Origin of the sequence: Proteiniclasticum sp., from assembly GCF_003514505.1 — a bacterium.
GTDB lineage: Bacteria > Bacillota > Clostridia > Clostridiales > Clostridiaceae > Proteiniclasticum.
In genome coordinates, this window is the sequence record NZ_DOPX01000004.1 from 1 (window position 1) to 23,353 (window position 23,353).

General features: G+C 43.8%; 23 protein-coding genes and 2 tRNA genes. 9 read left to right on the forward strand and 16 right to left on the reverse strand.

The features are described from left to right. Positions 1-405: 405 nt before the first annotated feature. A complete protein-coding gene (locus DEF30_RS00330) occupies positions 406-966 on the forward strand; it encodes a cob(I)yrinic acid a,c-diamide adenosyltransferase (RefSeq protein WP_074913373.1) in 561 nt (186 codons plus the stop codon). Between the two features lie 46 nt (positions 967-1,012). Here the strand turns inward: DEF30_RS00330 and DEF30_RS00335 are convergent, their stop codons facing one another. The 7 genes from DEF30_RS00335 to DEF30_RS00365 all read right to left on the reverse strand — a co-directional run bounded on the left by DEF30_RS00335 (position 1,013) and on the right by DEF30_RS00365 (position 7,924). Further along, positions 1,013-1,717, reverse strand: a complete 705-nt coding sequence (locus DEF30_RS00335; protein WP_294095012.1) for an amino acid racemase — start codon at positions 1,715-1,717, stop codon at positions 1,013-1,015. A gap of 39 nt (positions 1,718-1,756) precedes the next feature. Further along, the gene (murE, locus tag DEF30_RS00340; protein WP_294095015.1) at positions 1,757-3,304 is read right to left on the reverse strand and encodes a UDP-N-acetylmuramyl-tripeptide synthetase; all 1,548 of its coding nucleotides are present in this window, start codon (positions 3,302-3,304) and stop codon (positions 1,757-1,759) included. A 131-nt stretch (positions 3,305-3,435) separates the two neighbouring features. Beyond that, on the reverse strand, positions 3,436-4,719 hold the full coding sequence (locus DEF30_RS00345; RefSeq protein WP_074913379.1) for a uracil-xanthine permease family protein: 1,284 nt from the start codon (positions 4,717-4,719) through the stop codon (positions 3,436-3,438). Positions 4,720-4,973: 254 nt separating this feature from the next. Continuing rightward, complete coding sequence (gene aroA, locus DEF30_RS00350) at positions 4,974-6,233, reverse strand: 3-phosphoshikimate 1-carboxyvinyltransferase (RefSeq protein ID WP_294095026.1); 1,260 nt, start codon at positions 6,231-6,233, stop codon at positions 4,974-4,976. Positions 6,234-6,264: 31 nt separating this feature from the next. Then, positions 6,265-7,398: an aminopeptidase gene (locus DEF30_RS00355; protein ID WP_294095029.1), complete on the reverse strand. Its 1,134-nt coding sequence runs from the start codon at positions 7,396-7,398 to the stop codon at positions 6,265-6,267. Positions 7,399-7,629: 231 nt separating this feature from the next. Next, a tRNA-Lys gene (locus tag DEF30_RS00360) sits at positions 7,630-7,705 on the reverse strand. A 143-nt stretch (positions 7,706-7,848) separates the two neighbouring features. After that, a tRNA-Lys gene (locus DEF30_RS00365) sits at positions 7,849-7,924 on the reverse strand. Positions 7,925-8,102: 178 nt separating this feature from the next. On the opposite strand from DEF30_RS00365, the gene DEF30_RS00370 reads away from it, so the two are divergent. Beyond that, complete coding sequence (locus DEF30_RS00370; RefSeq protein WP_294095031.1) at positions 8,103-9,203, forward strand: iron-containing alcohol dehydrogenase family protein; 1,101 nt, start codon at positions 8,103-8,105, stop codon at positions 9,201-9,203. Positions 9,204-9,213: 10 nt separating this feature from the next. Then, positions 9,214-9,834 carry an SOS response-associated peptidase gene (locus tag DEF30_RS00375; RefSeq protein WP_294095034.1) on the forward strand — a complete coding sequence of 207 codons (621 nt, stop codon included), beginning with the start codon at positions 9,214-9,216 and terminating at the stop codon, positions 9,832-9,834. Between the two features lie 61 nt (positions 9,835-9,895). Here DEF30_RS00375 and DEF30_RS00380 read toward each other — a convergent pair whose 3' ends face one another. The 4 genes from DEF30_RS00380 to DEF30_RS00395 all read right to left on the reverse strand — a co-directional run bounded on the left by DEF30_RS00380 (position 9,896) and on the right by DEF30_RS00395 (position 14,061). Beyond that, entirely contained in the window at positions 9,896-10,522 is a 627-nt protein-coding gene (locus DEF30_RS00380) for a hypothetical protein (protein WP_294095037.1), read from the reverse strand. 149 nt (positions 10,523-10,671) lie between these two features. Further along, positions 10,672-11,913 (reverse strand): MFS transporter, encoded by a 1,242-nt coding sequence (locus DEF30_RS00385; protein WP_294095039.1) that lies wholly within the window; start codon positions 11,911-11,913, stop codon positions 10,672-10,674. A 19-nt stretch (positions 11,914-11,932) separates the two neighbouring features. Further along, positions 11,933-12,865, reverse strand: a complete 933-nt coding sequence (locus DEF30_RS00390) for a GNAT family protein (RefSeq protein ID WP_294095042.1) — start codon at positions 12,863-12,865, stop codon at positions 11,933-11,935. A gap of 29 nt (positions 12,866-12,894) precedes the next feature. Then, positions 12,895-14,061 (reverse strand): MFS transporter, encoded by a 1,167-nt coding sequence (locus DEF30_RS00395; RefSeq protein WP_294095045.1) that lies wholly within the window; start codon positions 14,059-14,061, stop codon positions 12,895-12,897. Positions 14,062-14,205: 144 nt separating this feature from the next. Here DEF30_RS00395 and DEF30_RS00400 point away from each other — a divergent pair, with 144 nt between their 5' ends. From DEF30_RS00400 to DEF30_RS00425, 6 genes are all read left to right on the forward strand, one after another. Further along, the gene (locus DEF30_RS00400) at positions 14,206-15,405 is read left to right on the forward strand and encodes an SAM-dependent methyltransferase (RefSeq protein ID WP_294095048.1); all 1,200 of its coding nucleotides are present in this window, start codon (positions 14,206-14,208) and stop codon (positions 15,403-15,405) included. Continuing rightward, positions 15,402-15,797 carry a hypothetical protein gene (locus DEF30_RS00405; RefSeq protein ID WP_294095051.1) on the forward strand — a complete coding sequence of 132 codons (396 nt, stop codon included), beginning with the start codon at positions 15,402-15,404 and terminating at the stop codon, positions 15,795-15,797. Before DEF30_RS00400 ends, DEF30_RS00405 begins: the two co-directional genes overlap by 4 nt. A gap of 25 nt (positions 15,798-15,822) precedes the next feature. Then, entirely contained in the window at positions 15,823-17,499 is a 1,677-nt protein-coding gene (locus DEF30_RS00410; RefSeq protein WP_294095058.1) for a hypothetical protein, read from the forward strand. Positions 17,500-17,598: 99 nt separating this feature from the next. After that, positions 17,599-18,486 (forward strand): ABC transporter ATP-binding protein, encoded by an 888-nt coding sequence (locus tag DEF30_RS00415; RefSeq protein ID WP_294095061.1) that lies wholly within the window; start codon positions 17,599-17,601, stop codon positions 18,484-18,486. After that, positions 18,487-19,281 carry an ABC transporter permease subunit gene (locus tag DEF30_RS00420; RefSeq protein ID WP_294095064.1) on the forward strand — a complete coding sequence of 265 codons (795 nt, stop codon included), beginning with the start codon at positions 18,487-18,489 and terminating at the stop codon, positions 19,279-19,281. A 14-nt stretch (positions 19,282-19,295) separates the two neighbouring features. Next, on the forward strand, positions 19,296-20,093 hold the full coding sequence (locus DEF30_RS00425; protein WP_294095067.1) for an ABC transporter permease subunit: 798 nt from the start codon (positions 19,296-19,298) through the stop codon (positions 20,091-20,093). Positions 20,094-20,170: 77 nt separating this feature from the next. Here the strand turns inward: DEF30_RS00425 and DEF30_RS00430 are convergent, their stop codons facing one another. The 5 genes from DEF30_RS00430 to DEF30_RS00450 all read right to left on the reverse strand — a co-directional run bounded on the left by DEF30_RS00430 (position 20,171) and on the right by DEF30_RS00450 (position 23,337). Further along, positions 20,171-20,893 carry a GntR family transcriptional regulator gene (locus DEF30_RS00430; RefSeq protein ID WP_294095069.1) on the reverse strand — a complete coding sequence of 241 codons (723 nt, stop codon included), beginning with the start codon at positions 20,891-20,893 and terminating at the stop codon, positions 20,171-20,173. A gap of 69 nt (positions 20,894-20,962) precedes the next feature. Continuing rightward, a complete protein-coding gene (locus tag DEF30_RS00435) occupies positions 20,963-21,271 on the reverse strand; it encodes a PTS lactose/cellobiose transporter subunit IIA (RefSeq protein ID WP_294095071.1) in 309 nt (102 codons plus the stop codon). A gap of 11 nt (positions 21,272-21,282) precedes the next feature. Continuing rightward, complete coding sequence (locus DEF30_RS00440; RefSeq protein ID WP_294095074.1) at positions 21,283-22,710, reverse strand: glycoside hydrolase family 1 protein; 1,428 nt, start codon at positions 22,708-22,710, stop codon at positions 21,283-21,285. After that, positions 22,700-22,921 (reverse strand): hypothetical protein, encoded by a 222-nt coding sequence (locus DEF30_RS00445; RefSeq protein ID WP_294095077.1) that lies wholly within the window; start codon positions 22,919-22,921, stop codon positions 22,700-22,702. The genes DEF30_RS00440 and DEF30_RS00445 overlap by 11 nt, the downstream gene beginning before the upstream one ends. Beyond that, a complete protein-coding gene (locus DEF30_RS00450; protein WP_294095080.1) occupies positions 22,918-23,337 on the reverse strand; it encodes a hypothetical protein in 420 nt (139 codons plus the stop codon). The genes DEF30_RS00445 and DEF30_RS00450 overlap by 4 nt, the downstream gene beginning before the upstream one ends. Positions 23,338-23,353 lie beyond the last annotated feature (16 nt).

The window sequence follows — 23,353 nt, forward strand, 5'->3', positions numbered from 1 at the left end:
CTGTTTAATTTTCAAAGAACTGTGTTTACTTGTTTTTGTCGCTTTCATCAGGCGACTTCTATATAATATCATTCAGGCAAATTAGTGTCAACAGGTTTTTTTGATTTTTTTGCGAAAATGTTCATATTTTATGAAGCTCTGTCGATACTCCTTGGAACTCAATTGAGTTGCTCACTGATATTTTACGCTGTTTTTTCAAAACTCACCTTGTTCATCACCGCAAAGCACCCTCCATCTGTCGAAACCAACCTAAAGAATACTTTGAAGTACTTGTAATTATACAACAAATCACCAAAGAAACAAGTAGCACACTTCATGATTATTCTCATTTATTTTACATTGTTTTCGACACAAGCCCTCTCCAGTTCATTATAATAGAGTTAATAAAACTTGTTGGAGGTAATTATGGGAATAGTAACAAAAACAGGGGATCAAGGTACCACTGGAACCCTCGGTGGAAAAAGAATCCCCAAATCATCTTCATTAATAGAACTGAATGGACAGATCGATGAAGTGAATGCTTCACTTGGATATCTGAACTCTCTTATAGAAGAAGGAAAGGACTTCGAGAAAAAGCAGGAGCTGATGGAATTCATCCGTTTCATACAAAACGGACTGTATAACTTAGGAACAGAGATCTCTTCAGGATTTACCATTGTTAGATTCAACGAAACACATCCAGCACTGCTGGAAGCGAAAATCGACGAACTTACAGCTCTTATGCCACCTCAGACCAAATTCATCCTTTTCTCAGGCGCAAAAGAAGCTACTTATGCTCACGTAGTACGCTCCGTATCCAGAAGATGCGAAAGACAATTTGTACGCTATCTGTTAGAGGAGAATGTGGATCCGTTTCCACAGTGTTATAAATTCTTGAACAGACTCTCCGATTACCTATTCACAGTTGCTAGATTCCTAAACCAGGAACTGGGCGGAGAAGAGATCGAAACATCCCCTTGGGCTTAACAGAGAGAACCCCACCGATTCTATTCGTAGAACCAGTGGGGTTTTCTCATTCCTGTCCTTTTTCTATCATCGTTTCTGCAATGACATCCATGGGGTCAATACTCGGTCTTGATAGAGAATTCTTCCTGAGCACCAGACCAATTTCTGTACATCCTAGAATAACAATCTCCGCCCCTTTGGAAATCACATGTTCTCCTGCTTTTTCCAGAAGTTCCACTGGTCTGCCAGTGGTAACACCGGATTTAATACCAGTACCCTCGCCATAGATCGCCTCCATCACAAGCTGTTCCTGCACATCCTCATCCGGATACACGATTTCCACATTTTGGAGAAACTGATTGAAGATTCTTGTGGACTTTGTCCCAGTGGTTGCCAGGACTCCCACTTTTTTGACTCCCGGATAGTTTTTATGGATATATATGTTTAGCTCCTCCAATGCATGGAGTATCTTAAGCTCCGTCCCCTCAACAATCTCTTTATAAAAATAATGTGACGTGATACAAGGTATGCAAGCAAGCTCAACCCCCATCTTCAGTAAATTATTGGCCGTCTTGATGATTTCAGGCACTGGACTTTCTCCCAACCCAAGAATCGCGCGCGTGCGATCCGGTATTTTGGGGTTGCTGTCAATGATAATCCTGAAATGATCCTGATCCCTCTTCACTTTAGTCGCTTTGATCATCTTCATATAAATCTGAGCACTGGCTTCTGGCCCCATGCCCCCTATGATTCCTAATATCTTATCTCTCATACTCTAAAGAAGCTTGCCGCTTCCCCTTCAACTCCTCTGTCAGGACATATCAGAAACCCGGTCTCTCAGCACGGAAAACAGGCTCTCTCTATCCTCTTCTATTCCTTTACGATAAATATATTCCAATGCAATCCTTGCGCCGTGATCCATCCCTTGAGAACCAGCCAGAAGAATCACATCCCCTTTCTCCGCTTTATCAATGGCATACTCAATAGCCGGTCTAAGCTCTTCATATAGATGAACCTCCAGACCAGAATGCTCCAGCATACTTTCATAGGTTCTGATTTCTTCTTTCGTCACCCGATCCTTATCCGTCACAAATTCTACGCTTTTTGTCCCAATGATTTCATCCATATGAAGCTTTTCTTTCCACTTCAGAAGCGTCTCCAGATTTTCACGGTTGACAACAGGACCTCTATTCCCCCGGATCGCATAGACCAGATGCAGTTTCTCATACTCAAGTTTCACAAGACTTTCCAAAGTCATATCGATGTTGCTGGTATTGGCAAAGTGATCATCAATGATGATAAAATCACCATCATAAATATACTGGAATCTTCTCTCCACACCACCAAATGTTTCCATAGCCTTCACACACACTTTGGCATCCACTCCATCAGCCATGGCTATGGCCATGGCTGAAAGAGCATTCACCACAGAGTGGAACCCTGGAACTTTCAGCGACACCGGATATTCTCCTTGTGGTACCCACCTGTTCAGCCCTTCAAATCCCTCTTGGACAACTAATGTGAACCTTCCTCTACCGGATGACAAATCAAGATTTTTACAGAAGAGTGTAGCTGATGGATCTTTTGTGGAGAAAGTGATGACTCTCGCTTTGGTATGTTCCTTCATAGAAATCGTGTTCTCATCATCCATGTTGAGAACAGCCACCGCAGAACTTTTTGCCTTACGTATTAAGGACGACTTTGCTTCATAATACTTTTCAAGACTACCATGCTGATCGATATGTTCTCTGCTGAAATTATTGAACGCAACAATATCAAAATCCACATCATTGACTCGGTAAAGCTCCAATGCAGAGGATGACACTTCCATTACAGCTTTCTCCACCCGATCCTCTGCCATCTTCAGAAAAATCTTCTGAAGATCACTGCTCTCTGGTGTAGTCAGCTCTGAATGCACAAATTCGTCACCGCTTTTTATCATAACACTGCCGATAAGACCAGTCTTGTATCCTGCTTCAAGATAAATGTGGTCCAACATATAGCTTGTCGTGGTTTTCCCGTTGGTCGCTGTGATACCAATGACCTTAAGATTTTTGGTGGGATATCCCAAAAGCTTCGCAGAAAGTCTTGAGAGAGCCTCTCTTGGATTCTCTACCCTGATCTGAGGAATCTTAACATCCTTTCGGAACTCACTGACAACAGCTGCTGCTGCGCCTTTTTCTGACGCTTTACCGATATAATCGTGACCATCCATCAAATACCCTTTGATGGCAACAAACAATCCACCCTGTTCTATTTTTCTTGAATCATTGGTCACCGATGTGATCTCTAAGTCCAGAAGATCCTCTCCTTCATCTATCGTGAAAGGATAATCTTCCAAAAGACGACTCAATTTCATTTTTCCACCCACTCTACCGTTTTTACTGATTATACCAAAGTTCGCGGTATATCGCTTCATATCAGTATGATTTTCACAAAAAAATAAAACTCGGTGCTTTCAAAGGAAAGCGCCGAGCCAGTATCTATCTATTATGCTCTCTTCACAAGACTGAACAGACTGTTCAGTATGATTCCAACGACGGCTGCCAGACTCAGACCGCTTAAGGCGATGTTCTCTGTCAGTCGGATGGAGAAGAAGGAAGCCATTTCGGATGGAAGATAAGTTGGTGCCAGACCGATAACCACGATAGCCAAAGCTGTAATCACTGTTCTAGCCTCTACTTTCACTTCTTTCTGTTCGAAAGCTGATTTCAAAGTCTTCACACCAATCAGAGCAATCATGGAGAACAAAATGACGCTGATTCCACCCATGACTGGGGTTGGAATACTTCTAAGAGTTCCTCCAAGCTTTCCAACGAAAGCCAGAACGATGGCAAATACTGCAGCCAGTCTCAGGATTGCAGGATTATAGTTCTTTGTGATGGCCAACACACCTGTGTTTTCGCCATAGGTTGTGTTCGCTGGTCCACCAATGAGTGCTGCAAACGCTGTTGCCAAGCCGTCACCCAGAAGTGTCTTATGTAATCCAGGATTTTTGATGAAATCTTTTCCTACTACTTGACCATTTGTTGTAATATCCCCTACATGCTCCATAAATACTGCAAGAACCACAGGTGCGATGGTTAAAACTGCATCCAGGTTGAACTTAGGAAAGGTAAAGGTTGGTACCTGGAATAACTGTGCACTTGTAATGATGGAAATGTCCACTTGGGATAAAGCCAGGGAAACAATATATCCTACCGCTACCGCGATGATGATGGAAAGCTGCTTCAGCATGCCTTTTCCAAAGAGGTTCAGTGCAAGAGCTGTAAGAAGAGTGACAGCTGCAATAATCAGATTTCCTTGTGCCATGCCATATGCAGTGGGCAGCAGAGTAAGTCCGATGACCATAATCATAGGTCCAACAACATAGGAAGGAAGAATCTTTTTCAGACTCTCATACTTCACTTTTTTCATAATGAAGGAAGCCAGCACATACAGAAGACCTGCCACTATAATTCCACCTTGGGCATAAGCATAATCCCCACCATTTGCTTCTTTCACGCTATTGATCACCGCGATGAACGCAAAGGAAGACCCTAGAAATACCGGAACTGTTCCACCTGTGACAAAATGGAATATCAGTGTACCGATACCCGCTGTTAGAAGCGCTATAGATGGATTCATCCCTGTCAGCATTGGAACCAGTACTGTCGCACCAAACATCGCAATGAGATGCTGGAGAGCAAGTATGATGTCTTTTCCTGAAGTCACCTCGAAAAATTTCTGTTCCGTTTCAACTTCCAGTTTGTTTTTTGCTGTAATTGTTGTCATGTTTTCCTCCTTATTGGGTATCCCTGTACCCATTAATAAAATATAATTGCATAAAAAAACCTCTTGTCCAAACAGACAAGAGGTATAATAAGCCTACGTATTCTTTGATTCATGCTTACCATCTTCTTGGCCTCTCTGGACCTTGTTAAAGATTTCTTCTAAAGAAGTATAGCACATGGAATCCCATACAGCAAGAGTAAATTTCAACTAATCTTTTCCACTAATCTATAGCTGCTCTCTCATATGCTTTTTACCTATTTCGCCTCTTCCGTTTTGGTCAGCGTAGAGAAATCACTGAAAAACTCCGGATACGATTTGTTTACTGCTTCATACCCTAAGATTTTTACTGACTGTTTGCACCTTAAGGAAGCTACCGCACTGGCCATGACAATACGATGATCATGATAGGCGTCAACGGTGCCTCCACGAAGCATCTCGCCGCCTTCTATTACGATATCTTCATCATCCAGCTCTGCATGGCCACCCAAGGAACGGATCAGCTCAATGGTCGACTCGATGCGGTTGGACTCCTTATAACGGAGCCTTCTGCAGTTTTTAAGCTTTCCGCCTCCCTTTGAAAGTGCTAAAAGCACTCCTAAAACGGGCGTCAGATCCGGAATGTCGGAAATTTCCACATCAATACCCTGAAGATCAGATTTTTTCACCTTGTATCCGTTTTCTGTAGGAAGTGCGTCAACTCCCATTTTCTCAAGAATTCTTACGATTTCCCGATCCCCTTGAACAGAATCATGGGAAAGTCCCTTTATATCCACCTCACCTGCAAGAGCTGCCGCCGCCATAAAGAAAGCTCCTTGTGAGTAGTCTCCCTCAACTTCATAATCTCTTGCTTTATAGGCCTGATTTCCTTTCACGAAGAAGGTATTTCCTTCCCTCTCCACAAACACCCCAAAATCTTCCATAACACGGAGGGTCATGGATACATACCCTGCACTTTCCAGGTTTCCTGTGATCGTCAGGGTGCTGTCACCATCCAGCAGCGGCAGAACAAAGAGCATCCCGGAAATGAACTGAGAGCTCACATCCCCTCTCATGGAAAAATGCCCCGGTAGTAGCTTTCCTTTCACCACCAGGCTTTCCATACTGTCCCGGTAAAGAGTCACATCCAAGTCCTGAAAAAGCTCTTCATACACAGTCAGTGGCCTCTTCATAAGATTAGTGCTTCCTCTGAACTCATATACTTCATCAAAAAGCAGGGTGATGGGAATAAAAAAGCGAAGGGTTGATCCAGACTCTTCCGGTTTCAGCACACGGTCCCGTCTGTTGCCAAATCCTCTAGCATCCATGTGCACTTCCTTTTCACGAATAAAGAAATCCACCCCCAGATCTTCCAGGCATTTCAGTGTCGCCATAATGTCCATGGATAGATCCACAGGACGGACAACACCTTTCCCTCCAGAAAGCGCCAAGGCGATCAGCGCTCTATGGGCATAGGACTTTGACGGCGGTACAGTGATTTCCCCCTGAACAGATTTTGCATTCAGCTCTTTAATCACGTAAACTCCTCCTTTCTTTTGTTCAGCTTATTTATAGACTCTTCTCGAAACGTTCCAGCACTTCCTTTATGAATTGTCCATTTTCGTGGAAGAGTTCTCCATCGGCATAAATTCGCCCCGTTTTACGAAGCTCCCCAATCATATCCCAGTGAATGACACTTCTGTTCTGTCCTCCAGCTTCCGGGAAAGAGTCTCCAATGGCCATATGGAAAGTTCCGCCGATTTTCTCATCAAAGAGGATATTCTTTGTGATGTTCTTAATGCCATAATTGGTTCCGATGGCAAGCTCTCCAAAGGTTCTCGCACCTTCATCTGTATCAAGGATGGTCATGAGAAGCTCTTCTCCTTTTTCAGCAGAAGCTTTGATAATTCTGCCTTTCTCAATCACCAGCCTAATTCCTTGGATTTCTTTTCCTGCATAAATCAGCGGGAACTCAAAATAAACATGTCCATTCACAGAATCTTCCACGGGCGAGGTAAAGATCTCTCCATCCGGAAAATTCACCTGTCCATCACAGTTGATCCAGACTCTGCCATCGACACTCGCCGTGACATCGGTCTCTTCAGAAACAATTCTGATTTCCTTCTTAGTGTTAAGATAGGCAATCCATCGGTCCTGCTCTTTGGAGATCTTTGTCCACTCCGCCACAGGATCCTTTTCATATAAAAGTCCTGCACCGTAGACAAAATCCTCATACTCCTCCAGACTCATACCTGCTTCCTGGGCATCTCCCATGGCCGGAAACTGGGTGCCGCACCACCTTAGGGATCCATCTCCCATGCGTTCTGAATATAGCTTTCTCCACCCTTTCGCCCCAATAGAGGAAAATTTCACCTGATCCGGATGAATATTGGTCCCAAACTTCGGGTTTCTTGATCCCCATGCAGTCAGCCAGACATCGGCTTTGGCAAGAAGCGTCTCATTGAGAAGATTCCCTTCCCGCAGCTGCTCTTCCGTGGACTCTTTCAAGATCACTTCCTGAATTTCATCAGAAGTCAGGACTACCTCCACATGACCTCCTGCTTTCACCGCTTCCCTTGCCACAGCCTTTGCCCAAGGTGTTGCCACTTCATCACAGCGTATGTACACAAAGTCACCTGGTGTCACCTTCGTGGAGTACTTCACCAGAAGTTCCGCTAATTTTTCAAGTCTTTCATCTCTCATCGTTTTTCACTCCAATGCTTCTGTTTTCTTCATTATACATCAGAGTGCTTCCACATCCTAGAAAAGAAACATCTCCATCGCTTTTCTCCATTCCTGCAAAATTCTTTACAGGAGATTGAAAACGTTAAGACAATATTCAAAGTTCTCCCTTATAATAAAAGAAGAGGCTCATGCGGATGCACTTGCCTCAAAAAAACAATAAAAAAATCCGGTATATCTACCGGATTCAAATGGTGGTCGATCAGGGGTTCGAACCCTGGGCCCTACGATTAAGAGTCGCATGCTCTACCAGCTGAGCTAATCAACCATATAAACAACAAAAATTATTATATCGGGTATAGGATGCTCTGTCAATGTTTTTTAATAAATTATTTCATTGATTTCTCAATGAATTTTCTAGAAAACAGGACAGAATGAGAATAAAAAATCCGGTGTATACACCGGATTTAATGGTGGTCGATCAGGGGTTCGAACCCTGGGCCCTACGATTAAGAGTCGCATGCTCTACCAGCTGAGCTAATCAACCTTGTTTACTGACAAAGATTATTATACTTATTCTACCGTTTTCTGTCAATAGAAGAATTATAATTTCTTGATGTTGCCACACTCCCATCCAATCAAAATCAGGTCCTCTTTACTCTATTTTCACTGAATTTCAAAGAGTTCGGGATCTGGATCTGAACATAATTTAGGAGGTAATCTTATTGTTCGAATTTACATTCCATATGCCCACTTCCATCATTGCCGGTAGAAGCTGTCTCGTAAAGAACAGCGTAAGACTCCGTGAATTTGGTAAAAAGTGCCTGATCGTCACCGGGGAGACTTCCTCAAAGCTCAACGGTTCACTGGAAGACAGCATTCTGGCCTTGGAGAACGAAAACATCAAGTATGTGATTTTTGATAAAATCGAAGAAACGCCTACCCTTTACACCGTCGAAAAAGCCTATCGTGAAAATAAAGAAAAAGGCATTGACTTCATCCTTGCCGTTGGAGGCGGTTCTGCCATTGATGCGGCAAAAGCCTTCTCCATCCTGTTCAAACATGATATTTCAAAAGAAGAGCTTCTTTCACGAAAAAACCTTAAAGGTATTCCCATTGTCGCAGTGCCCACCACTGCTGGTACAGGTTCAGAGACCAATCCTTATTCCATCTTGGCCATGCCGGAAGAAGGTGTGAATAAGAACATCGGACAACAGGTTTATCCTGTCCTGGCCTTTTTGGATGCCCGATACACGCTGAATATGACCTATGAACTCACAGTATGTACTGCGGTGGATGCTTTCTCACATCTGGCCGAAGGATACCTCAATACTAGAGCAAATCTATTTACAGATACCTTGGCTGAAAAAGGCCTGCGCTTATTTGGCGAATGTATTGAACCCTTAAAACATATGGACTGCAACATTGACATGCGGGAAAAGCTTCTCCTTGCATCCACCATAGGAGGTATGGTCATTTCTCACACCGGCACCAGTCTCCCTCATGGTATGGGATACCCACTCACCTACGAGAAGCACATCCCCCATGGCATTGCCAATGGAATTCTTTATCCTGGATACCTGAAAGTCTTCAAAAAAAGAGAGAAACTGAAAAGGATGCTTTCTCTCATCAACGTTTCCTCGGTGGAAGAGCTGTCTGGTATACTTCAAGAAATTCTTCCCATGAAACCTCTGACACTTACTCAGGAGGAAATCAGGCGTTATGTGAACGGTCTTCTGTCCAACGAGAAAAAGCTGAAAAATCATCCAGAGAAAGTGTCTCGGGAAGACCTGATTAGGATCTATAAGACAATACTCACCCCTTAAGGAGGACATTATGTGCGGACGGTTTCAGCTGGAACTCACCATGGAGGATATCATCAACCTCCTGGATGTCATCGGAGAAGTGAAGGAGCGGTATCAGGAAGACCATTTGTCCTCCTTTGTGCAGGAGAAAAAGGATTTTCATCCTGGAAGCCTTTCTCTTACGGTGGACAAGGATGGCCTTCATAAAAATCTGTGGGGATTTCCATTGGGCAAAAAACTGGTATTCAACGCCAGACAGGAAACTCTTTTTGAAAAGCCCTTCTTCAAAAAGGCAGCCTTGACAGAGCGCTGCTTGGTTCCCGCGACGCTGTTTTATGAGTGGCAGGGAAAAGAGAAAATCAAGCATCTTATCAGGACCGAAGACCCCCTCTTTTTCATGGGGGCCGTGAAGGAAAAGTTTCCAGACAGCAGTGGCTCCATAACTGAACACTTCTCCATCATCACCACCGCTTCAGAAGGTGAAATGAAAAAGATCCATGAAAGAACCCCTTTTATTCTCGACAAGAAAGATATCCAAAGGTTTCTGGATCCAAAGGCTTCTCCCAATGAGATCAAGGAGATCTTAAACCAAAAGAACCTGAATCTTCTCATTGAGCGCGCAAGCAAAGAAGAGCAGCTTTCTTTCTTCTGAAGTTTGTAATGAAATAAGCAAAAAAAAGCTCCCTGCGTAAAAACAGAGGGCTTTTTCATTTCTATGCTTCTTTGTTATGGAAGAACTCAAGAACTTCCTTTGCTTTTTCCATAAGATCCTCCAGGCTTCCATCGTTATTGGCGATGAAGTCTGCTTTATCCACAAGCAATGCCACTTCCTTTTCTGTATTGTGGTTTGGATTGCTGTTTTTTGCAACTTCTTCTCCGTCACGGATGGCCAGTCTATGGAACCTGTTTTCCTTGGTTGCTGTGATGCCTACAATGAGAAAACCAGCTTTCTTCCAGAAATCAAAATCATCTTTAGTACGGCCGCCAACGATCATTGGAAGAATGTTCTCATTGACTCTTCTCAGATTCTCATAAAGATCTTCCCATTTATTCTCCTGAGTCACCTTGTGAAGCTCCGCATTCTCGGTGATCATCTTGGCTAAAGCATACTTATTGAGAATGTTCATATCAATTTCCCTAAGCTTGTCTGCCATCAGCTGGAAAAATCCTCTTTCATTGCCGGACCATTCTGGGGAAATAGAAACGATGGGTTTCATGTTTCTAATGATGTCTCCAAGACCATACTTCTTGGTCTTCGGTTCCATTTCAATAATGAAGTCCGCAAGGGTATCCTTTCCTGAACCCATTTCTCCAAAAATAATAATTCCGTTATAATTCATATTAACCTCCATAAACTCTCAGTTTTATCCGCTTCCGCACCAGAAGGGCAGGGCGGCTTTTCTGAGGTGTATCTAAATATTTCTTTTCTAATCTCTTTCAATACTTCAATAAGTATATAGAGAATGTGCTTAGAATTCAAGAGAAAATCCTAGGCAATTTCCTCCACTTTCTCATCCTTGATCTTCAGGAAGAAGTACGCGCCAAGAATGAAGAGGATGATCAGACTCAAAATTCCGTGTCTGGTCTCACCTGTGATGCTGATGACGATGCCCATGAGAAGAGGTCCAAAAATCGAGGAGACCTTACCGAATATATTGAAGATTGAGAAGTACTCTGCGGATTTATTCTTTGGAATGAGCTTTCCAAAATAGGATCTTGAAAGAGCCTGAATCCCACCCTGAGCACTGGCCACCAGCATGGCAAGGATCCAGAAATCCAGCTCTGTCTTTAAAAAGAAACCATAGATGGAAATCACTGTGTAGGTGATGATTCCCGCCATAATCATTTTTCTTGCACCAAAAATCTTAGCCAGTTTGCCATATAGAATCGCAAAGGGGAATGCCACCAGCTGAATGGCTACAAGGATGATGAGAAGCCTGTCAGAATCCACCCCCACATCCACCCCATAGGCAGTGGCCATGGTGATGACGGTATGCACCCCATCAATATAGAAGAAATAAGCAATCATAAAATACAGAACCATTTTGTTCTTTGTGATCTCCAGTAGAGTTTTCCAGAGCATAGAAAAGCTTTCTTTGATTTTGGAAGGTTCTCCTTCAATATAGTATTTCTGCTTCACATTCTTCAGCATGGGGATTGTGAAGACCATCCACCAGAGTGCAGTGATGAGAAAAGCCATCTGAGTGGCGAAGGTCACCGTGAGACCCAGATTTTCAGCACTTAGAATCAGCCCCAGGGAAAGCACAAAAGGAATGGTGCCACCCAGATAACCAAATCCGAATCCTTTAGAAGAGATGTCATCCATACGGTCATCCGTGGTGACATCCGTAAGAAAGGCATCATAGTAGATGCTGGAACCATTAAATGCCACGGCAGTGATGATGTAGATCACAAGAGCGTAAATCCACTGCCCTTCTCCCACGGTGGCAAGAAGCGCTGAGGAGATGATTGCAGTCAGTGTGAATGCGGCAAAAAGCTTCTTCTTCACCCCTTTAAAATCTGCAATGGTGCCCAGAAGAGGAGCCAGAAGCGCAATAAGGAGCGTGGCAAGCGAATTGGCATAGCCCCAATAGGCCGTGGAGGTGGCGTCAGCCAGCTGACTGGCAGCAACACCTTTAAAAAATATAGGTAAAATTGCTGTGGTGATGGTGATGGAATAGGCTGAGTTACCGAAATCCTGCAGGATCCAGCTTCTTTCTTCTTTTGTCATATGAGTTCCCCCTAACGCGTTATCCATTTAGAATCAGTGAAAAGGTATAATGGTCTTGCCATTTGCCATTGATATAAAGATATTTCTCATTCTTCCCAACATAGGTGAATCCAAGTTTCTTCAAGACCTTTTGTGACCGTTCGTTAAAGAGGAGTGTAGAGGCTTCCAGCCGGTGAAGCATCAGCTCTTCTTCAGCATAGTGGATGACAGCCTGGAGTGCATCCTGCATGAGGCCTTTGCCTTCAAAGTCCCGGTGGAGCGCGTAACCAAGATGTGCACTTCTCAGGCCTCCGTATACCAGATTGGAGAGCTGCACCTTGCCGATGAGCTTCCCTTCAAGATACACACCGAAATTGATGGCCTGTCCGTTCATATACTGCTTGAAGCTTTCCTCCAAAGACTTTCTTTGTCCCTCCAAGGTATAGAACTCCGGACTTCTCTGGGGTTCATAAGGCCTTAGAAATTCTCTGTTTTCCATATAATACTGAAGATAATCCTGCGCTTTTTCAGGAGAAGCAAGGCTCAAATGAACCCTTTCTCCGTCCAGCGCCAGCAGCTTGAACTCTTTCAGCTGGTTGAACCGTGTCTGGTCTGTCCCAAAAATATACTCATTGCTGATGAGTGAATTCTCATAGCGGTTTCCAACAAGAATCCCTTCTAAGGTGTAGCCAAGTTCTGTAAAAGGAAGTGTGGACACTTCGTCCGCCACCAGAACATTCACCTTATAAATACTGCCATCTTTCAGAAAGCTCCTGGTCATGATCTTTAGGGCCTCCCGCAGTAGAATCCGGTCTTTTTTATAAAATCTCAGACGGATCATCATATTCTTCTGTCCAAGATTTCTCTCTAGAAGGGTAAACCTTCCGATGGTGATCCGATCCGTATCTCTTAAAATATATTCTTTCCCCTCAGTATCTTTAATCTCTTCCATGGTAAGTTTCATTTTTTCCATTCACTTCTGTCTCCGTTCTATAAGATTTTCTATTGCAGTGCTGATTCATCGCTTTTTGTCTTTATTCTGATGAAGATCATAAGACACAGCGATATCCCCATGGAAAGGGGCAGCAGGAAGATGGTGAGCCTTGGACCGATCTCATCCATGAGAATTCCCATCACAAGGTTCATGCTGTTCAAGATAAATGCCACCATCGTCATGATGAACCCCGTAGCCATGCCAGGTCTCTCTTTGAAAATCTTGGACACCAGGGACATGGTGGAGGGAAACACGATGGAGAAGAACAGCCCTGAAACACTGATGACAAAAAGATAGGAGTTTCCAAAGAACACTCCGATAAAAAGCAGAACGAGTGCGGCGATTTCTGTGAAAATCACCGTACGCATGACTCCTGTTTTCTGGACTATAAATCCTCCGAACAGCCTTCCCACAGCAAAAAGAAGGAAGAAGGCGCCTAGGTATCTAGCACCAATGCTCTCTCTCAGCCCAAAGGCTTCTTTCAGATAATTGGGGAGCCATAAGGACATGCCCTGCTCCGCAAACACATAAAACCCGAGTGCTGCACCAAAAACATACAGCATGGGATTCTTAAAGACTGAGACCTCCCCTTCTTTTACAGGGACCCGCTGTTTGTCCGGAAACCGGGTAAACTTAAATGCCAACAGGACAACCACATAAAGCGCGGCAATGAACAGATAGATGGTTCTCCAAGTTATGCCATAATCAAGAAGAACACCGATGGCGTTTTGTGAGACCGTAGAGCCTGCCCCATACATAAAATGGAAGAGGTTCATGGCCAAAGTGGAAGACCCCACAAAGATCATAGGCACCATGGTGTTGGACGCTACACTGTATATGTTCAGTCCCGCAATGATTGGGATGAATCCTACAAAGAACATGAAATAACTGTTGGAGAGTGCTTGAACCACCATACCAAGAATAAGGCAGAGGATCCCAAGAAGCACCGTCTTCTTCTGTCCAAGTTTCTCAATGAGCGCTCCCCCTATGAAGGTGACCGCCATACCTGCCAGGGAAACTCCCGTGATCATGGAAGAAATGGCGGTATTGGACACCGAAAAATCCTCCTTGAAGATGGGGATGAAAATCCCTCTTGTATTTTCTATAAACGGAGCCAGGAACATCAGGGTGAATAAGAGGAAAACCCCCAGCTTGTTCACTTTCGTCTCTTTCATCAAACGTACCTCATTTTCACAATCTATCGGGAGTTTTCGCCCGAATATATACATTATTATAAGCCATTGGGATATAATATAATAGAAGCGGCAGGTAAAATAATTCCCAAAGCCCTGCTCTTCAGAAACAGTGAGGTGTAAAAAATGAATAAAACAACTCTGGATAAGATGGCTTTCTTTTTTCTGGGTCTCAACAGCAGATTCAACGAGAACAGAGAGATTTTCATAGAAATTGATGTACGGTTCAAAGCGGGTTTAAAGTCTTTTAAAGGGATCGGACTGCTCAACGAAGAGGATACCCTCTCCTATAACTACAATGGAGTCACAAGGCTTCTGCCTTTTCAGGATGTTCTGGAGGACATAAAAAAAGAGGCTGTGCACTATGACAGCCTGATTTTGACGTATAAGGAACGAGGAACGAAGCTCCTCATAGAAGCCAGCGCTAAAGGCGTTTCCATGAACACAGAAGCACTGAAATACGAGACTTCTAAAGAAGAAAAGGAAACCTCCACACTTCTCACCAGAGACTATCTCATAAAATCAAAAGAAGCGGCCCCTCTTCTGAAAGCCATTGGCATCATGTCCAAGGATGGAAAAGTCAAAAATGACAAGATCAGAAAGTACAATCAGATTGACCACTATGTGGAGCTTCTCAGCAAAAATTTTGAAACTCTGAAAAAGCAGGAAACCATCCATATTATGGATGTGGGCTGCGGAAAGAGCTATCTCAGCTTTGTGCTGAACTACTACCTGACAGAAGTGCTCCGCATGAAATGCCATTTCATCGGTATTGACATTTCTGAAGAAGTCATCGAGACCTCCAGAAAGATTCAGAAAGAGCTGGGATACCGCAACATGGAGTTCCACGCCATGGATGTGAAAGACTTTAAAGATTCCAGAAAAATCGATGTGGTTCTTTCTCTTCACGCCTGTGACACCGCCACCGATATGGCCCTCTCCTATGGGGTATATAAAGAGGCGGATTTCATCGTGGCAGTGCCCTGCTGCCATAAAGAAATGCTGAAAACATACTCTTATGCTCCATTTGAAGGTATTATGAAGCACGGGATCTTGAAAGCAAGACTGGCAGATACCCTCACCGACGGTCTCAGAGGACTGCTTCTGGAGTCCCATGGATACGAGGTCTCCATTGTGGAGTACATCTCTCCTCTAGAAACCCCGAAGAATCTCATGATCCGCGCCATGAAAAAAGGCACCCGAAACGAAAAGGCCGAAAAAGAAGCTTCTGCACTGATAAAGGCACTTCAAATATATCCTGCATTCAATTATTATCTGGACCAGTATACCTATGGTACCGGAAAAGGATTCGGTGATTTCACATGATGGTTTATACTCTTGGGCTTCTTGTGACCCTCATGGTCATTCTTTTTCTTGCCATGATCCATATCGGATCCAAGGAACCCTATACCCTCAACAGGATCTATCAGAAGGAGAAAAACGGCATCCGTCTTTTCAACCGGTTTTATCTCAGCTACCTTCTCCCCTGGATATTCCTGCCGTTCATCAGCTCTGTCTATTTCAGAACCTATTATGTGCTTTATATTCTGATCTTCACCCTGGCTATGGAGGACAGCCTCTATTTATATGGATTATCTACCGGAAAGAACAAAGAAAAATTCATCGTGATGCTGCTTTTTAACGCCCTGCTATTAGGACTGATGTATCTTCTCATTCTGCAGTTTCTGAAAGGATTCACTCCTTTTCCGATGAACTGAAGAACGATACCTGGAGGTGATTTTATTGAAGATGACAAAACTAATCAGTGATGCCCCAGAGCTGACCAAAATCAAAGCGAAAAAACTTCTGAAAGAAAACAGTATCGGAAAGATCACCTACCGGAAAAACCTTCTTCAGGCTCGTACAGAAGACGGTATGGACTATATTCAGAAAATCCTTCTGGAAGATCAGGAAGTGAAAAGCTACAGCTGCAGCTGCAATCGCGAAGAGATCCTCTGCCCGCATCTTCTTGCCCTGCTCATGAAATGGGCAGAAAAACCCATAAAAGAAGTCACTGTGGATAAAACACCTAAAGCAACCCTGAAAAACACCAAAAGCAATCTGAAGGAGATTCTTGATGGTGCCGATAAGGAAGAACTCATAGAATTTATTCTCTCTTTAAGAAGTTATTATAAAGACATTCCTGTCATCATCAGAAAGAGTTTTTTAAGCTCCACCGATGAGGAGTTTATCAGAGAGACAAGAGAAGAACTGCTTTCTCTTTATCACAGCCTGAAACCCACCAGCAGCAAGGAGAGCTTTTCCAGATATTTCAACAGACTCCTCTCTGCCCATGAAGAAGCGAGACACGAAGCAAAGGAAAGAAACTATCTGAGAGCCACACTTCTATATCTTCTTCTTTTTGAAATGGTCAGTTTACCCAGCGTCGGGATGGAGAGCTTTCTTTTTAACAGCCACTACATCAAGGTCTATCAGGAGGCCCTTTTTCCCCTTGCCGAAAAAAAGTACACGGTGCGCGAATCCCAGATGATCTTTGAATCCCTTCGCTCCATCTGCGTTTCACTGAAGGACCTCAGTAACATCACCACTCTCTTACGGATTATGAAGGATTACATCACCACAGAAAAAGACTTTGACCACTATTATGAAACACTTCTTCTGGTCTATGAAAAAGATACCGTGCTGCCTTATGACAAGAACAATCTCCTTTACCTTGAATATGAACTCCTGATGATGATCGGTAAAGCGGAAGAAGCCAAGGAGCTGAGGCGTGAAAACCCCTCTGTTCCAGAGTTCCGTTTCATGGATGCGGAGTCTTATTTAGGACGAGGAAAACTCCACGAAGCCCTTCTCATTGTCCGGGACGGAATTGAAAAGGCTGGACGGAACTGGGATGAACTCATCCGCTGGCTCTATATGGAAGCAAGTATTCTGAAGCTTCTCCACAATCAGGAAGAGTATGTTGAGGTCACAAAAAAACTGCTTACCTTGGGAGAATATAGAGCTTATACCGATCTCAAAAGAGCCATCAGCCCCATGGAGTGGCATGGTATTTATGAGAAAATCATCGAAGACGAAGAGGTGAAGAAAAACCTCAAGGGTGTCTACAAAAGAATCATTCTGGAAGAAAAGGACAAAAGAAGACTGCTGGCTTATATTGAAGAAAACAAAGAGTTCATACCGGAGCATTATGATTTTCTCAGTCCTGAATATAATCTGGAAGCCTCCCGGATCCTGTCTGAGTTCATCGAAGACTCCGCCAGCAGCGCCAATGGAAAAAGAGACTATGAGTATCTTGCCCAGCTGGTGGAAAAGCTCTATATCTATGGACAGACGAAGCTGGGGAACGATACCATCATGAATCTTGTCATGAGATACAAAAACAAAAAATCACTGCATGCCATTCTCTTTGAGCTGAAAGACTCCTATAGTCAAAGCGGACCCTATATACCTGAATAAACAAAAGAAGCAAAGTCTTGCACCTTATGAAGCGATGCAGGTTCTTTGCTTTTGTCCATTTTACAGCCTCTATCTATTTCAAGCAAAGGAGCGACGGTCATGGAAATCATCAAAATCACAGGACTGAAAAAATACTACGGGAAGCAAAGAGGGGTGGAAGATGTCTCCCTAACGGTAAATCAAGGGGAAATTTTCGGATTTATCGGACCCAATGGCACTGGAAAATCCACCACCATCCGAACGATGCTGAGCCTCATCTACCCCACAGCAGGTGAAATCAGCCTCTTTGGGATGGACATCCAAAAAAATGCCGAGAAGATCGCTGAGAAGGTGGGGTATCTTCCATCCGAGGTTGCCTATTATGAAGGCATGACAGTAAAGGAGCTCTTATACTACTCAGCTTCCTTCTATAAGAAAGACTGCAGCAAAAAAATAACGGACCTGTCCTCGCTGCTTGAGCTGGATCTTTCAAAGAGAATCGAGGATCTTTCCTATGGAAACCGAAAAAAAGTGGGCATTGTCCAAGGACTGCTCCATGATCCGGAGCTGATCATTCTTGATGAGCCCACAGGAGGACTGGACCCTCTCATTCAGCAGAAGTTCTTTTCGCTGCTTCAGGAAGAAAACAGAAAAGGGAAAACCATCTTCTTCTCTTCCCATATTCTCAGTGAGGTGCAGAGGCTCTGCCACCGGGTGGCCATCATCAAAGAAGGGAAGATCCTGAAAGTAAGCACCATGAAATCCCTTCGGGAAGAAAACTACAAGAAGATCACAGTGGAAACCAAGGATTCGGTAAGAGAGCTTTTCATGCATCTTCCTGGAGTGAAAGATCTTACAGAGAAAGAGCAGGAGCTGAAGTTCATGTATAAAGGAAACCTGAAGGAGATTTTAGCTCAGCTGCAGGCTCTTGATCTTCAGAACCTTCTCATTGAAGAACCCAGTCTGGAAGAGATTTTTCTTCACTACTATGAAAAGGAGGAGATGTAAGTGCCTCTATTTCGTTGGACTCTAAAAACAGAGAAGAAAGCCTTTCTCCTGTGGGCCGTTTCCCTCACCGTAACCCTCCTGCTTTTTCTCTTTATGTACCCTTCTATTCTGAGAGAAAAAGAAGCCTATGAAAAAATACTGGCTGTCTATCCCAAAGAAATTTTGGAGGCTTTTGCCATAGAACTGGATACGCTTCTCAGTTTCCACGGCTATCTTGGCTATGTCTACGGATACATCCTGCTCGCCCTTGGAATCTACAGCATGCGTCTTGGCCTTACCGCCATCGGCAAGGAGATTTCAAGAAACACGTCGGAATTTCTTTTTACAAAACCCGTGAAAAGATCCCGTGTTCTCCTGGAGAAAAGTCTTGCTGCATTCCTTCTGATGCTTTTCCTGACGCTTTCTCTCCTTTTAGCAGCCCTTTTCATGGAGTATCTCTATGCAGAGAATAAAGAGCCCGGCATCACCTCTCTCATCTTGTTCTCTGCGTTTTTCCTGCAGCTGCTGTTCTACAGCCTGGGTCTTTTAATAGGTATCATGAAACGAAAAGTGCGCTTTTTCAGTTCCAGCGCCATTGGTGTTGTCTCTTCCTTCTACATTCTCTCCATGATCAGCCAGGTGCTTCAAAAAGATTATCTCCGTTTTTTTGCGCCCTTTCGATATTTTGATGTCTCCGAGATCATGAGAAGTTCATCCTATAACACTGAGTTTCTCCTTCTCTCTTTGGGTCTGACATCTCTTCTTCTGCTGCTTTCTTTCGCCGCTCTGAAGCGCAAAGCGCTTTCCGCAGGATAGGGGGGGTACGACTGATGAATCTATTAAAAAAAGAGCTGAAATTTGAACGTCTTTCCTTCTTCTACTGGACTGCAGGCCTCGCTTTGACTGTGTTTCTGTCCATGATGGCTTATCCCATCATGAAAGACACAGGACAGGATTTCACCGTATTTCTCGAAGCTATGCCAAAAATTCTTCTTGTGCTCTTCGGTATGAACGGACTCAGTATTTCAAATGCCTTGGAGTTTCATGGCATCATCTATTTCTATGTGGTGCTCGGTGGAATCCTCTATGCTGTAACCTTAGGAAACAGGCTGGCATCAAAGGAAGAACTGTTAAAAACTGGAGAGTTTCTTCTGGTGAAGCCCCTGAAGAGAAGCTCCATTCTGCTGTATAAAGCACTTGCGGGAATCTTTCTTCTGAGCCTTTTTGTCCTGCTTCTTCATGGAACAACCCTTCTCAGTTTCACTATCTATGCCAATGAGGAAATTTCCCATCTGGTGCTCCTCAAAGAGAGCTTTACTCTGTGGCTTCTGATGCTTCTTTATTTTGCCCTTGGATTCTTTTTTGCGGCAAGTCTCAAAGAAGAGAAGAAATCCACTGGACTCTCCATGGGCATCACCTTAAGCACCTTTACCTTAGGCCTCTTTTATGACCTATGGGACTCCCCAGCCTTTCTCCGGCCATGGACACCTTTTCGCTATTTCCCGGTGAAGGAGCTTCTGGAGGAGACTTCTTTACCGCTTCTCTATATCCTGCTCCTTTTCCTTCTTCTTGGAGCACTCCTTTTTGCCGCTTTTCACTTCTTTCAGAAACGGGATCTTCGTATGTAGTAATTGGTTATGGTTACAGAATCGATCAAAAAAAATACCAGGGGCTGTTTCATGAACAGACTCTGGTATTTTAGGTTTTATAGATAATTGGACAGCTTTAAGAATTTAGTTTCTTTATAGTTATGAATATCTATGGAGTAATCAAAAATCACGCCACTTTTTAAAAATGCCCGGTTGGTGGAGATGAGAGATGGCTCACCAGGTGTCAGTCCCAGTTCCCTGGCATCATGCTCATTGAGAATCCCTGCCGTGATGACCCGGTCTACAAACCCAATGGATTTTTTCAGTTCTTCCCGGATATACTTGTAGATGGAGCCTTTCACGATTTCCTCGCTGAGGTAAGGAATAAGTTCCCGGTTATAGTAGGAATACTCCACAACATAAGGCACTCCAGCCACGCTTCTCAGTCTTTCAATGAAATACACCGGTGTTCCTTTTTCGCACTGCATCACCTGAGCGAGCTTCTCATCCGCTTCAATGAGCTTAAAGCTGTTCACTTTTGTGGTGACATGATTTTCCCCAAATCCTTGTGTAAGGCCATGGAAGTCTTCCAGATTGATGGCTCCATCCATGGACACACTTCGTAAGAAGACGCCGCTCCCTTGGATAGGAATCACAAGACCTTTTCTGGTAAGAAGATCTATGGCTTTTCGGATGGTATTTCTGGATACCTCAAACTGCTCAATGAGTTCTTCCTCCGTAGGCAGCTTTTTTGTATCCTGATATAGTCCTTCCCTGATATTTTTCGCAATCTCCTCACAGATCACCTTATACTTCACATCCAAGTGTAATCCTCCCATCCGCTTCCGTTTCCTCTACCTTCATTATATCCATCACGCATTCCGGTGACAATGTATTTCCACTTCTTACTATCTCAGCTTCTTATGAATGTCAATGATTTCCTTCGCCATGATTCTGAAAGTCTCCGCTGACATCATCTGATCTTCAGCATGGACCAGAAGAAGATCCACTTTTACTTTATCACCGGAAGCTTCCTGTGTAAGCAGACCTCCATGGGCATGGTGCCCCTCAGCCAGCATCTTCTCTCCTTCTTCCATGAGCTTTTCCGCTTCCTCAAAATCCCCTTCTTTCGCCGCCTCGATGGCTTCCATAAAATAGGATCTGGCAGACCCATTGGCAGCAATCATTTCAAAACAGACCAGTTCTATACCTTCCATATTCTAACTCCTTATTTTTTTAAACAGTTTTCTCCATTTGTTTTTATGACTTCCTGATAGAAATAGAAAGAGTCTTTCCTGATTCTTGGAAGATCTTCCTTTTCAAAGTCCACAAACACAAACCCGTACCTCTTCTGGTATCCGTTGAGCCAGCTGAGTAGATCCGTGAAGGACCAGGTGCAGTATCCCATAAGGTCCACCCCTTCTTCTATGGCATCATAGCAGGCTTTGATGTGTTCCCTGATATAATCAATGCGATACCCGTCCTGAACTTTTCCTTCTGAAACCTCATCAAAGGCACCCATACCATTCTCAGAAATGAGGATGGGTTTCCCGAAGCGCTCTGAAATCTCCACCAGAGCATATCTGAGTCCATCAGGATCAATGGCCCAGTCCCAATCGGTGTATTTGAGCTTTTCATTGTAAACCTGTCGATAGAGACCAGGAATGCCAGATTCCCGGAAGTTTCCTTTTTCTCCGGAAACATTAAAGTCAGACAGACCAATACCGTCTTCTCCATTATAAGCCAAAGTAGCACTCTGATAATAGTTGATTCCGATGAAGTCCGTCATCTTCGCACTTTCCACAAGCACTTTCTCATCCTCAGGAAGGATTTCTGGCGCTAGACCTTTTTCTTTAAAATAGGCATATCCCCAGGAAGGGTACTTTCCTTTAAAATAGATGTCCATGATGTAGTGGTTCACGGTCTCATAATATCTTCGTTGAGCTTCCACATCTTTTTCATCATTTGTTTTTGCATACCCCGGAGTATACGCTATGGAAGAGCCGATCTTTCCTTCATAACCCTTTTCTTTAAAGAGCTTCACCACATAGGCATGAACCAGGGCTGTATGGTGATAAGTTTTCAGATACATCCCCATGTCTTTCATTCCCGGTGGATGAAGTGCCATAACGTAGCCCAGCTGCGTGAAAATATTAGGTTCATTGAGCACAATCCAGTACTTCACTTTCTTATGGAACTCATCAAACAGAATCTTTGCAAAGGCTTTAAAGTCCTCCACAATCTTCCGGTCTTCCCATCCGCCATACTCTTTCTGTAAAGCCAAGGGAAGATCCCAATGATATATGGTAACAACTGGCTCAATACCATTTTCCAACAGCCCATCAATGAGCTTATGGTAAAACTCCAGTCCTTTTCTTTCAATTCTTCCACGCCCTTCCGGAAGGATTCTTGTCCAGGAGATGGAAAAGCGGTATGCTTTCAACCCCATTTCCTTCATAAGCGCAATATCTTCTTCTACTCTGTGATAGTGATCTGTAGCCACATCTCCATTGGTTCCCTGGAAGGTTTTTCCAGGCAGTTTCACCCACTCATCCCAAATGGAGAGTCCTTTCCCATCTTCCTGGTAAGCACCTTCTACCTGATATGCCGCGGAGGCGCTGCCAAAGAGAAAATTCTCTGGGAATCTATTTGACATATTCTACCATAAAGAACAGCGCTGGTCCCAGCTCTGATTTTTTAATGGCAGCTTTGGCGACAGAAGCGGCTCTTTCTGACTCCTCACTGGTGTTGAAATACATTTTCATCTGTTCTGTTTTCACATATTCATAGGTAATCCCGTCTATGGTTTTCTCATGGAGCAGGTCTTTCACAAAATCCCTTTTCAGGGGCATATTCACAATAATCATTTTTTCTCACCTTCCAACATCTGTTTTAATGATTGAAGTTTCCTCTGCAGTTTCTTTTTTGCACCACTGCTTAGCACAGGCAGACTGAACAGCAGATAGTTGTACTTTCTCAGCAGACTGTCACTGGTGGCTTCCTCTTTCAGCTGGACATAGGTGAATCCATCCCCCTCATCGCGGAAACTGTAAGTGGTCTTCACCTGGTCTTGCCCAAGAAACGACACAAAGGAAAGCAGCCTGTTCTCTTCCACCTCTGTAATGACCTGGCGCACTTTACGTTCCCCTTTCAGAGACGGCATATGATAGATCGACTCCTGATGAAGGAGCGGTCCTTTCAGTTTCAGCGCTTTTCTCAAATTGTCTTCTACCACGCTGTAAACTTCATGTATGTTTTTATAGATTAAAATTCCCTGTTCCATCTGTTTCACCCTCAAT